Annotated in this window: 10 protein-coding genes; all 10 read right to left on the reverse strand. The window is 58.7% G+C overall.

Annotated elements, in window-relative coordinates:
- Positions 1-29 precede the first annotated feature (29 nt).
- Complete coding sequence (locus VEZ38_RS15770) at positions 30-1,091, reverse strand: response regulator (protein ID WP_324895077.1); 1,062 nt, start codon at positions 1,089-1,091, stop codon at positions 30-32.
- Positions 1,084-2,877 (reverse strand): sensor histidine kinase, encoded by a 1,794-nt coding sequence (locus tag VEZ38_RS15775; protein WP_324895079.1) that lies wholly within the window; start codon positions 2,875-2,877, stop codon positions 1,084-1,086. Before VEZ38_RS15775 ends, VEZ38_RS15770 begins: the two co-directional genes overlap by 8 nt.
- A gap of 156 nt (positions 2,878-3,033) precedes the next feature.
- A complete protein-coding gene (locus VEZ38_RS15780; protein WP_324895081.1) occupies positions 3,034-4,650 on the reverse strand; it encodes an extracellular solute-binding protein in 1,617 nt (538 codons plus the stop codon).
- Positions 4,651-4,824: 174 nt separating this feature from the next.
- Positions 4,825-6,084 (reverse strand): DegT/DnrJ/EryC1/StrS family aminotransferase, encoded by a 1,260-nt coding sequence (locus tag VEZ38_RS15785; protein WP_324895083.1) that lies wholly within the window; start codon positions 6,082-6,084, stop codon positions 4,825-4,827.
- A gap of 181 nt (positions 6,085-6,265) precedes the next feature.
- Positions 6,266-7,423 (reverse strand): MFS transporter, encoded by a 1,158-nt coding sequence (locus tag VEZ38_RS15790; protein ID WP_324895085.1) that lies wholly within the window; start codon positions 7,421-7,423, stop codon positions 6,266-6,268.
- A gap of 108 nt (positions 7,424-7,531) precedes the next feature.
- Positions 7,532-8,788, reverse strand: a complete 1,257-nt coding sequence (locus VEZ38_RS15795; RefSeq protein ID WP_324895087.1) for an RICIN domain-containing protein — start codon at positions 8,786-8,788, stop codon at positions 7,532-7,534.
- Positions 8,789-8,806: 18 nt separating this feature from the next.
- Positions 8,807-9,622, reverse strand: coding sequence for a hypothetical protein (locus VEZ38_RS15800; RefSeq protein WP_324895089.1), 816 nt, complete (start codon positions 9,620-9,622; stop codon positions 8,807-8,809).
- Positions 9,623-9,637: 15 nt separating this feature from the next.
- Positions 9,638-10,702 (reverse strand): hypothetical protein, encoded by a 1,065-nt coding sequence (locus tag VEZ38_RS15805; RefSeq protein ID WP_324895091.1) that lies wholly within the window; start codon positions 10,700-10,702, stop codon positions 9,638-9,640.
- A 16-nt stretch (positions 10,703-10,718) separates the two neighbouring features.
- A complete protein-coding gene (locus tag VEZ38_RS15810; RefSeq protein WP_324895093.1) occupies positions 10,719-11,612 on the reverse strand; it encodes a phosphotransferase family protein in 894 nt (297 codons plus the stop codon).
- On the reverse strand, positions 11,605-12,144 hold a 540-nt coding region (locus tag VEZ38_RS15815; protein ID WP_324895095.1), incomplete at its 5' end, for a glycosyltransferase. The genes VEZ38_RS15810 and VEZ38_RS15815, both read right to left, overlap by 8 nt.

Below are 12,144 nucleotides of genomic sequence, written 5' to 3' on the forward strand. Positions count from 1 at the left end.
CTCTCCCTCGGGCGGATCGTTCGATCCGGCTAGTAGTAGCCCATCCGTTTTTTAAATTCCGTCGGCGAGACGCCGGTATACCTCCGGAACGCTTTATTAAAATGAGAGTAGTTCGGGTACCCGATTTGCTCGGAAATTTCGTAGGTTTTAATAGCCGGGTTCGCGGGCAGCGCCTTCGCCTTCTCCATGCGGATCCGGGTGACGTGCTGGATGAACGACTCCCCCATCTCCTCCTTAAAGAGCGTGCTTACCCGAGACGGCGAGAGCCCGACGCGCTCGGCGACGTCCGTCAGCGACAAGTTGGCGTCGGCGTACTGCTCCCCGATGTATTGGACGACCTGCTCGATTTGCTTGCGCCGCCCCCAATTGCGGCGGTGACGGATATACGACATCGCGTCCTTCGCGAGGGCGTCGACGGCGTCGGCGCGGGACGGTCCCTCAAGCAGCGCCTTGGCGGTCCGGTCGAGCGAAAGCCGCGCCTCGTCGTCGGCTTCGGGCATACGCGCGAGGCATTCCCGAATCAAGGCGTCCAGCAGCGGCACCGCCTTCCTCTCCGGCGACTTGACGTCGGACGTCCGCGCCGCGTGCTCGAGCGCCTCCGCGATCAGCCCTTCGACGCCCGCCTCGTCGAGCATCCATATTTTCTCGGCGATTTCCCGCGCTTTCACTTTGCAGTACCAGTTCCACTCGAGCTCCTCGAACATTTGCTTGCGATTGGCTTCCAACGCGTTCCAAATTTTAAGCAAGAGCGCTTCGACGTTTTCGGGCGTGATCGGTTTTAATAAGTAATCCTGCGCGCCGAACCGCATCGCCTTCTGCGCGTACGAGAATTCGTCGTAGCCGGATAGAATGACGGAATACAAGTCCGGAAACTCCGCGCTTGCGCGTTCTAGCAGCTCGAGGCCGTCCATAACCGGCATATGGATATCGGTAATGAGCACGTCCGGGGAAAGCTCCCGAATTCGCTCGAGCGCCTGCTGCCCGTTCTTCGCTTCTCCGACGACCGCGAACCCGCAATCCGCCAGCTCGATCAGCATCTTGATGCTTTGCTTCACGATGCTTTCGTCGTCGACCAATAACACTTTATACATCGCTCGCACCTTCCTCGCACGGAACCCGAATTTCGATTTCCGTCCCTTCCGGGGAGGAATGACGAATGAACAGACCGAACGGTTCGCCGAATCGGAGACGAAGCCGCTCGTGCACGTTGGCCAGTCCAAGATGCGTACTGTCGTCCTTCAACGTCGACCACCGTCCTTCCTGGAAGTACTGATTGTATTCGCGCAGTAACGCCTCCGGCATCCCGCCGCCCTTATCCGCGACCGTGACGACGGCCGCGCCGGCTTCGGCGCGAATGCGGATGCGAAGATAGTCGGCGCTCAGTTTATGCCGCTGATAGCCGTGAATCAACGCGTTCTCTACGATCGGCTGCAGGACGAAGCGCAGCGACGTCGCTCGGTCGACCGGTCCGGCTTCTTCCCAATCGACTTGGAAATCGACGTTTCGGTCTTTCTGGATTTGCAGGTAAATTTGAATGTGATCCAGCTCTTCCCGCAGCGGAACGACGTCGTCGATGCTCTTCACGCTATAGCGGAACAGTTTGGCTAAAGCGCTCGCCATCCGGCTGATCGGAAGAATGCCGGATACGATCGCGTACGAATTAATAAATTCGAGCGAGTTGTATAAGAAATGCGGGTTAATTTGCGCTTGCAGCTGTTTAATCCGCGATTCGCGCTGCCGGATTTCCAAATCCTTCGTCCGGATATCGGCAAGGTGGACGACCTCCACGTATCTACGAATTTCCAAGACCATGTTGTTGTAACCGCGGTTGAGCAAATTAATTTCTTGAAAATGCTTATGGTCCTCGGGCAGCAAGCTGTAATCGCCGGCTCCCGCCTTGCGCATCTGCCGCTGCAGCCGTCTCATCGTGTTCGTGATGCTGTAGGAAAAGCCGCCCGCAAGCAATAGCACGACCGCCACCAAGACGACGACGACGAACAGCGTCAAGCCGCGAAGCCGATCCAAATCCTTCGTCAATTCGGCGGAGGGCACCTCGGACACGACGATCCATCCGGTCGTTCGGGACAACTCGTACGTAAACAACGTGGCGCCGATGCGCTCCGACGTCAGCTGGCCCCGGCGAACGCGTTCGAACGCGCCTTGAAGCGTCTCCTCGACTTGATCGCCGATCCGCTCGCCGTTCGTATGAAATAAGATGCGCCGCGTATCGGGATCCGCGATCCAGACGAAGCCGGTGTCGCCGAGCTTGACGTTGCGGATGTAATCCACGATTCGGTTCAAATCGATATCGAGCAGCAGGTAGCCGATCGGCGTCCCGCTGTAGATGCCGAAGATGCGCTGCACGGCCGTAACCGTCGAGCGAGAGTAATACGGACTCGGCCCGATCACCCGGAAGTTGCCGCGCTCGAACATCTCCTCCTCGACTTCCTGGAACCGCCGCTCCGCATCGAAGCCGCCGTGACTGCTTACGGCGCCGCCGTTGCTCGAGATGAGCGAGATGTTTTGCAACTCCGCCCGCGAATACGTGAACGTCGGGAACAGCGTCGATTGCACCGCCCGCGACGCGGCAAACATATCGTACCGGTTCGTGGGATCCGTCGTCATGAACCGGATCGCGAGCGCATTCGTCAGCAGCGGACTTGCGTCGCTCTCCAAGTTTTCAAAGTACGCGTCAAGCCGTTCGGTCAGCTGACGCACGAGCAATTCGCTGTACGCCGACGCGTTGCGTTCGACCGTCCGATTCGACTGCGCGCTCCAGATGACCGTGAGGCACACGAACGGCGCTAACACGAAGATGAGTATAAGATAAAAGAATTTTTGCAAAATCGGGATGTTCCGATACCAATTCCCCCGCATGGGGACCACCGCCCGAGCGTTTTTAAGCAACTATAGCATATTCGCCTAGGGTTTATGTCCCAACATTACGCGTGCGAAAATGAATTTGCCGCGCCGGACGGACATCCGGCGCGGCAGCAGAGCGTTCCAAGCGTTCCGGTCAACAGTCCGGAGATGTTATTTTCTCGAGTTGTACCATTCCGTAGCTTGCTGAATCGCAGCGTCGCCGCCGCGGCTCTTCCATTCCGTCACGAACGAATCGAAGGCGGCGTCGAGCGGCTCGCGGCCGGTCACGACTTTCGCGAACATATCGAGGAAGAGCGAATCCGCGCCGAAGCCCGGGGACAGCTCCGGATTCGTGTTGAACGCTTCCGGTCTAGGCAAGTACAAGGACTCATGTTGAATGCCGCTCTTTCTCGACGCTTCCATGCCGGCCGCGATCACGTCGGCGTCCGGGGACAGCGACAGCACGCGAGGCGTGGACAGGTCGGCGCCGCGAAGGTTGATCGACAGGCGGTACGCCAGGTACTCGTTATCCGTCGCGTTCTTCGGATTCGCCGGGTCCCATTTGATTTCGCCGTTTTCCTTCGTGTAGTTGACCCCTTCGATGCCGAAAGTAAAGAACGTGTCCGCTTCCTCGGAAGACCAAGCCCAATCGAGGAACTTAATAATTTGCTCCGGATGCTCTACCTTCGAAGGAATAACGAAGACGAAGTAGATGGAGTCGCCGATCGGCGCGAGGCCGCTGTCGCCTCTCGGACCCGTCGGGGATTCGATCATGGCGATGTTCGCATCCGGCATATTGCCCTTCCAGGAAGCCGAGTAGCTCGATGCGTCATGCACCCAGGTAGCCGCTTTGTTCGCCGTAATCGCGGCCGCCCAATCGGCGCCCTTGTTCGTAAACATATTTTCGTTAATGTAGCCTTTGTCGTAAAGCTGCTTCCAGAACGCGATCGCTTCCTTCATCTCCGGACGGATGATGTCGGGAACGTACTGGTTGTCCACGAAGCTCCACTTGGTCGGGTACACGCCGAAGGCGCCGAAGAACAATTCGCTATAGGCCATATTTTCGCGAACCATGAAGCCGTACTCGTCGTTCGGGTCGCCGTTGCCGTCCATGTCCCGGACTTTCACCTCTTCGAAGAACGCGAGGTACTCGTCGAGCGTCTTCGGCTGCTGCATGCCGACGGCGTCGAGCCAATCCTGACGGATGTACACCGCGCGGGACGTCGGCTCGCCGATGATCGCCGGGATGCCGTAGATTTTGCCATCCTTCTGAACCCGCGGGCTGTTCCAGGCGACTTCCGGAATTTTGCTCTTCAGGTTCGGGCCGTACTCGTCGATGAGCGCCGTCAAGTCGTGGAAGATGCCAAGCTCCACCGCTTGCGGATGCGCCGTGCCGTCGATGCTGTCCGTACGGATCAGGTCGGGCAAGTCGCCGGACGCGAAACGGACGGTCAGCTGCGGGATGAAGTCCGGGTGGTGACCCAAGAATTCGTAGTGGAGATCGTAGCCGGACAACCGCTCCAGCTCTTTGACGTACGGATCGTTCTCCCAATCGGTAACCGCCTTGGCGTACGCGGCGTTCGCGTGAGAGAGCAAAATACTAAATTCCTTCGGCAATTCCTTTTCGGCCGGGGCCGGAGCTTCCGCAGCCGGCTTCTCCGGCGTCGTCCCTTCGGGAGCGGCCGCCGGCGGCTGAGCCTCTCCGGAACAACCCGCTAAAATCGTAGTCGAGAGAAACACCAGAGTCGCGCCGGACAGCAGCCATTTCCGTGAAACTGACATCTTCATTGACATTCAGCCCTCTCTTTTATTCTTTACTTTTCATTACAATTACATCGTAAGGGATTTACATGTCATTCAAAAGGACAAAATCGATTGAAAATTGATAATTATTTTGTATATTTTTAGTTATAAATATCTGGTTATGTTATGATAGGTGACGTCTATATCCCATGAACCTTGTTAGGCAGATAGGAAATGATGCACTTTCACGATACCTTCGACGATCTCCTCGACGTCCTTCGGGGAGAGCAGCGGACTGACCGGCAAATATACGGTTCTTGCGATTAAATCGACAGCAGACGGGCACATGTCTTCCGTGTAGACGACCGGCCGCTTGAACGGGAAATTAAACGGAAACCCCGAAGCTTCTGCGGTTCGTTGATGGAAAATTTGAGGCACCCGGTAAGCGGGAAGCCCTCCGTACAACAGAAACACCTGAATATTTTCGGCATGCAGCGCATCGACGAAGCGGCGCGCGTCTTCCGCGGTCGGCAAAATCATGCCGAGCGCCGAGCCGAGGCTGCCCTTCGGGTCCACTTCTCTGCGGAAGCGCAGCTCGGGGATCGACGCGGTCAACGCGGAACGGATCGCCTTCGCGTTCATACGCATGGATTCGACGATGCGCTCCAGCTTGTCCCACTGCTCGAGCAGCACGGCACCGGCAAGCTCCCCCATCCGATAATTTTGCCCGACGAACGCGCCGGCCGGATCGGCTTCCATGCCGTAACGGGCGCTCTCCCGGAATTGCCCTTGGTCGTGGTAGCGCACCGCGCGTTCGAACAACGCGGGATCCCGCGTAACGATCGCGCCGCCCTCGCCGGACGTAATAATTTTGTTCATCTGAAAGCTGAATACGCCGATGTCGGCGGCCGTGCCGACCGGTCTGCCTTTGTAGCTCGCGCCGCAGGACTGGGCGGCATCCTCGATCACCGGTATGCCGTGCCTTCTGGCGATCGCCAAGATCGGATCGAGATCGACCGGATTGCCGAGAATCGGGACGACGATAATCGCTTTCACCTCGTCGTCGATGAGCTGCTCCAGCGCGTTCGGATCGAGGTTTAAGGTGTCGTCCACGTCCGCGAAGACCGGGACCGCATGACTGCATACGACCGCTCCCGGCGTTGCATGGAATGTGTTCGCAGGCACGATGACTTTATCGCCGTATCCGATGCCGAGCGCCTTCAGCGCAACGATAAGCGCTGCCGTACAAGAGGAAACCCCAAGCACGTATGGAACGCCGAGCGCAGCGGCCATCCGGTCCTCCAGCGCTCTCACGGCGTGCGGCGGATTGCATCCGTAATACCGGAACGGCGATTGCTCCGCGACGACGCCCGTGACGGCTACGGCTTCTTCCCGTCCGAACATGACCGCTCCCGGGTAGTTCGGCGGCAGCGGCTTGGAGCGAGCCGGCGGTCCCCCGTCGATCGCCAATGGTTTCATGGTCGGTTACCGCCTTTCTACAGTAAGTTGACTCCATATTGCTTGATTGCAGCAACGAAGACAAGGCGGTTTCTTTTCGATCTGTTGCAATATTTTCGCGACTTTGTAAGCGCATGCAACGGGACTGCTGCGAAACGCAAAGCGCGAGGGGCCGCTCGGGTCGAGGAGAATCCCCTGGTTGTCAGCCCCGAGCCCGTGCGCCGCCCGCTTTCCCTGCGCGCCGTCGAAGGAGAAGACAGAGGATCGCCCCCGCTGCGGAGAGGGCCGCCATGACGCCATATAATACGTCGCCGCCGAAGCGTTCGAGGACCATGCCGCCGAAGAACGAGCCAAGGATGCCGGAAAAGCCGAAAAACAAAACGGCGAGCATCGTCTGCCCCGTTGCGCGCCATGGCTCCGGGACGATAGCGTATAAGTACTGAATCGCGGAGGTGTAAAAGAGAACGAACGTGACGCCTTGCATCAGCTGCAAGGCCGCGACGGCCGCCGGCGAGTCGACGACGGCGGATAAGGCGAACCGAAGCACGTACAGCGCGCCGGCGACCGCGATCGTTCCGAGCTCCATTCCCGGCTTCGTCAGCCGATGGGCGAAGGCGAAGAAGGCGACCTCGGCCGCCGTCATTAACGACCACGCATAGCCCACGGTGCGGAGGTCGCCGCCCAGTTCGCCGATATACATGCCGATGAAGATATCGTTCATCCGATGCGGCAGCGCAAGGACGAATACTAACAAGAAAAACGAAAGGGTTTCCTTCCTTCCCAAAAACTTCTTCATGTCATTTATATGTAACGGCGTGACCGATGGGGACACGTCTTCCGTTGCGAAGCCGATGAGGAGCGTCGCGATGCCGTATCCGAGAAATAAATACCCTAAGCTTTGAATGCCCGCATGATTCGCGACGACGCCTACAAGCAAAGAAGCCGAGGCGTAGCCTAGCGCGCCGAACATCCGGATGGAGCCGTAAGGGAAGTTTTTGCGAAGCGCGGTTTGCGCGTTCAGGCTTTCCACCAGCGGATCCGTCGGCATAAATAAGAAATACATCGCTCCGACCAAGAGGCCGACCGCAAGCGCGGACGACGTCTGGAATAGAACGAAACCCAACGCGAGCGAGAAGGCGAAGATGGGGAGCAACACTTTCTTGATCGTTCTTGCCCGGTCGCTTACCAATCCCCAGAACGGCTGCGCGAAGACGCCGACGATCCCGCCCGCAGCCAGAATCAAGCCGATTTGCGATTCCGGCAGGCCGCCGGCGGCAAGATAGACCGGCAGGAACGAGAGAAACATAGCGAAGACGGAGAAATATCCGAAGTTGAACAAGCGAAGCTTTGCGATCGTCATGAAGTCCCTTCCTCTTCCCCAAGCGGCGTCATTCCCCCTAGTATACCATCCCTTAGCCCCTCGTAACGAAAAAGCTCCCGCCCCCTCGAAGAGGACGGAAGCTTCGCTTTACGCCGTCGGTTCGATGCTCCATTGCTGATCATGTCGCTCGTCGTTCGGCGGGGATTGTATTGCGCGTTCCCCGTTCGCCCCGCCGGTATCCAATACCTTGAGGCTGTGACGGTTCAAAAGCCGAAAATACCCTTGTTCGACAGGCATCAAGCACCACATTTGGTTCGCGCCTCCGTTGTCCGGCCATTGAATCGCCGGGGCGCCCGCGTCGACCGATTGCCCCTGGATGTCCAACACCATGCCGCTGTGCCGATTGACGAGGCGGTAGCAATGGTCGGACACCCGTTCGAACATCCAGCGTTGGTGAGGTCGGCCGTTCTCTTCCCACTGGATCGCCGCTGCCCCTTCCCAAACCGACTCTCCGCAAATTTCCAGCACCTTCCCGGTGCAGCGGTTTACAAGTCGATACGCCGCATCGAGCTGCGGATGAAAAGCCGCCGCCTGCCGTTCCTGCTCAAACAGCCGTTCCGCCATGCGGATGCCGAGCTCCCCCTTCGCCGGATGAATCCAGTACGCGTGCGGGTGAACGCGCGCCAATTCTACCTTCCACCACGGCAACGGCTCCATTGAGACGACACCTAGTTCGTCAGGCGGATAACTGCGCAGGTTCGCCCCGCAGGCTCTCGCGAGCGTCGGAAATACCATCTCCTCGGCAGCGGTAACCTTCGTCGCCCTCAGCGTCGGGTACAACGTCTTCCGGTCGATTCGGGACAAGATGCTGCGGACCAGTCCTCGGCGATACACCTGACCGGCATTTAGCATCCAGACGAAATGATTCAATCCGAATACCGGCTGCCACCGCTTCCATTCCCCCCACATCGCCGGCACCGCCTTCGACGAATAGATGCCGTATTCCATGGGGTGGTGGCTGATCGTCGGCTCGTATCCCATCGCGTCGAATCCGGCCATCCATTCGTCCAGGAACGATCCGAAGCCGCGTTTGACAAACAACATATCGTGATCCAAATTAACGAGATACTCGTATTTCGTGCCGGCCTCCTCGAGCCACCTTGCGACGTCGATCCGAAATTCCGTCAGAAATTCGTATTTCAGCGGCTTGCTGTAGGGACAGATCGGAACGCCCGCGCCGCGGCCAAATTTCGGATTGGGGCCCCCGTTGTACAGGACGATCTCCGCGTCGTCGTTGAAGTGACGCAAATTTCGAATTTGGCTTGCGAGCAGCGCTTCGTCCTCATGCGCCAAAATCGCGAAGACGATTTTGGCGTTCCCCGGTTTCGACTTCCTCTTCCCCACCGCCCGTCCTCCTTCCCGTTACGACATCGCTTCCCGAATCCATCGGCGAAGCGGTTCGTCGTAGTTTCGTTCCACCCGCTTTACCGCATAAATATGCAACGGATCGTACGGCTCGCCGAGTTCCCCCTCCTGCTCCCGGATGCGTCGCACGACGTCCGAATCGAGCTTGCCGCCGACGGTCACCTCGGACCAGACGAGCGGCGTCGCGGAGAGGCTGTCCGCCAGCTTCGGGGCGAGCGTCGAATAGTACAGCTCTTCCCGAGGCAGGCGCGGGCCGCGTCCGTATTCGAACCAACGATCGATGATCGCGACCATCTCGAGGAAGACGTCCTTTTCGAAAAAGATCCCCTCCGGCTGCGTATGGTACACCGTATTTAAGCCCGCGTAACGCATCATGTCGCGAAGCTCCGGGTCCGCGAGCGCCGCCTCCGACCATCCCCACCAGGACGGAAGCCTCACTTCCCTCAGCATGCAGGCGTTCCTTGCGGACGCCAGTCGGGACGCCGCCCCTTTGCGCACGTATAAATCGTTGCTCGCATGGAGAACGAAAACGTCGAAATCGGCGACCGAGGCGGCAAAGCGAAAATTGGCATTGTGTACGTGTACCAGGCCGCGATGGTATTCGGTCGGCAGCGAGACCGGGTTCACAAATACGTCGTCCTTGTCGTATAAATTATAATCGCGATTCCCGTAGAGCCGCTCCGGCGGGCGGAAGTGCGCCGAACGGTGAAGCACGACGAACGCGTCCCCCCCGTAAGCCGCTCGAATGTTGCGAATTTGATCGATCGCGACGTCCGCGCTCTCATGCACGGGGATCGAGATGCACGCCTTCAACTCCGCTCCCCCTCCTTACTCCCTGGACAGATACCCAGACAACAGCTCCTCCAATTCCGGAGCATCGCGGCGCAGATTCAAAGCGACGCCGCTCGGGAAAGGGTTCGTGCCCGAGAAATCGTTAATGACGATCCGCTTCGCATGAGGAAGGCCGAAGAGAATGTCGTGATATTTAATGCCCTCCCGCTGGAGCTGCCGAAGCGTCTTGCGGCGAAACCGTTTGGGGCGCGCCGTCGTGATGACGATTCGTACTTTCCCGCTGTCGTATAACCGGTTAATATAATCCGCGTTGGGCGAAATCGCCGCGGTGTCTCCCCACGCCGAATGCATAAACTGGGACGAGTTGCGGACGAGCACGCCGTCGAGGTCGACGAACAACGTCGCGAAGCCCTCCTTATACCGATTCCAATCGTCGAGCGTGCCCCAGTCGAGGTACGCTTCGACGGGCGTCTCCAGGAAGCGGACGCCGTCAAGCAGCATCGCATATACGATATGAGAGACGTATAGGTCACTGCTGTGTTCCAGTCGTCGGAACGTCGCCAGAAATTGCTCCGCGCTTTCGAAGCCGTACCCCCCGGCGCAGAACGAATGGCCGATGATTCGCTTCTCCGCAATATCGTCGATCGAACCGTCCGCCTTCGTCGTGACATAACTTTTGTTGCCCGGACGGATGCGATCGGTTCGATCCAAGCGGTACGTGCACACGAAGTTCCCCGGACGCAGCGGGGCGCGAAAGAAATTGTCCGTGTCTTTAATAAAGAACGGCCCGCGGAGACCGAGCGTCTCGATCGCCCGCGCGACCGTCTCCGGCTGGGACTTCGTCTCCTCCTCCAGCTGCACGACGGTCAGCCGCAGCGCAGGGAACGCTTCGCGGAACGCCGAACGAACGCCGCGCAGGCAGCCGTATTCGTCTATATGCTTCTTCAACACGACAAGGGTGACCGTGTCGGCGGACGCCAGCGGCAACCCTTTAAGCGCTTCGACGACCATCAACTGCCCGTTCGGGTGGGTCAGCAGCCACTTCGGCCGCATTTGCGGAAATCTCGTGGATTTCCCGGCCGCGGGAATAACGATATGCATCGCCGCCCTCCCTCCTTCACATCGAAAATATCGTCTTTAGCACGAGCTCCATAATGCTCTTTCGCTTGACGTACGGAACGATTCTCGCAAAGTTGATCAGCTGAAATAGTCGGTATCCATGCCGGTAAAACGCGTATTGCGCGAAGTGGGCATCGATTCGCCGGTCGATATAGCCCAAGGCGTGCTCGAGCCGGACGCGGTCGCAGCGCCGCTGCGGCACGAGCCATAGCGACCAATGATGCTTTGTGTCCTGACGCAGCTTCACAAGATCCTGCAGCGGACTTTCGAGGAAGCTGTCCAAGAAGTCGACGAGCACGATGCGGTCCCGGTCGACGTCGAATAACATGTTGGACAAGGTAAAGTCGCCATGGCACGGCCCGACCGGAAGTTCCCAGTCCGTCAAAGCTTTGGCCTCTGCCGCAAGTAGCGCCTCGAGCCGGCTTCGGTCCGATTCGCTTAGCAGCGGTTGGCGATGCAGCGCCTTGCGGATCGAGGCGATTTTCCCATGCACGGCGTCCCGGTCCAGCGGAAGCGAAGCGGATTCCTTTACGTTCTCCTCGATAAAGCCGATGAGCCGGCGGCAGAGCGCGTCGAGCCGTTCTACGCCCGCATCTTCCAAGTAATCGATAAAGTCCGCGGCGCCGCAATATTCCATCAGAAGGTAGGCGGAATCCTCCGCGGCTCCCGCATCGACGATCCGCGGCGCCGCGAACCCGCGCAACGCGAGCCGCGCTGCGAATGCCTGTTGCTTTCTGCCTTGCCGAAGCAGCCTGTCGCGGTATGCCGGGTCCTTCGTACTCTTCCTCACGTACGTCGTCGTCGTACCGTCCTCCGCGGCGACCAGCTCCAGCAAGCATCCGGAATGGCCCGGAAGTTTCAGCGCCGGGCGGCCGTCGGACGTGTTATCCACCGCGCGTCCCGCTCTCGAGCGACTGCGCGCTTTGTTCCGAAATCTTTCCGAGCCATTCGAGGTATGCGGACACGTTCGCCTCCATGCCGTTCCGCTCCAGCGCCTGCGTCCTAGCGTTATGCTGTATGCGGGTTCGAAGCATCGCATCGTCCATGAGCCTCTCGACCGCGCGAACCGCTTCCTTCGGCCGGTCCAAAGGGAACGTCAAGCCGGTCTCCTCGTGTCGGACGAGCTCCAGACTTCCAGGAATTTGCGAGCAAACCACCGGACATTCGCACGCTTGCGCTTCCAGTACGTTGTACGGGTACCCTTCGGAAAGCGAGGTCGAAATAAGAACGCCGCCGGAACGAGAAATCAATGAGTAATACAATGGCATGAGGTCGTGCGGTATGTTCGGCAAGATGCGAACGCACGAAACGAGCCCGTACTTCGCCGCTTTGGCGTAAAAGCGGTGAAGGTGTCGGCTTTTCGTCAGATCGCTGACGATCAACAGTTTGAAATTCATGCGTCTCGCCCGGAGTTTGCGAAACAC

Origin of the sequence: Paenibacillus sp., assembly GCF_035645235.1 — a bacterium.
Classification (GTDB): Bacteria; Bacillota; Bacilli; order Paenibacillales; family YIM-B00363; genus Paenibacillus_AE.

Bases quoted from the DNA above. Each gene is read 5' to 3' on its own strand.
- VEZ38_RS15770 (WP_324895077.1), bottom strand. From the start codon at position 1,091: ATGTATAAAGTGTTATTGGTCGACGACGAAAGCATCGTGAAGCAAAGC.
- VEZ38_RS15780 (WP_324895081.1), bottom strand. From the start codon at position 4,650: ATGAAGATGTCAGTTTCACGGAAATGGCTGCTGTCCGGCGCGACTCTG.
- VEZ38_RS15785 (WP_324895083.1), bottom strand. From the start codon at position 6,084: ATGAAACCATTGGCGATCGACGGGGGACCGCCGGCTCGCTCCAAGCCG.
- VEZ38_RS15775 (WP_324895079.1), bottom strand. From the start codon at position 2,877: ATGCGGGGGAATTGGTATCGGAACATCCCGATTTTGCAAAAATTCTTT.
- VEZ38_RS15805 (WP_324895091.1), bottom strand. From the start codon at position 10,702: ATGCATATCGTTATTCCCGCGGCCGGGAAATCCACGAGATTTCCGCAA.
- VEZ38_RS15790 (WP_324895085.1), bottom strand. From the start codon at position 7,423: ATGACGATCGCAAAGCTTCGCTTGTTCAACTTCGGATATTTCTCCGTC.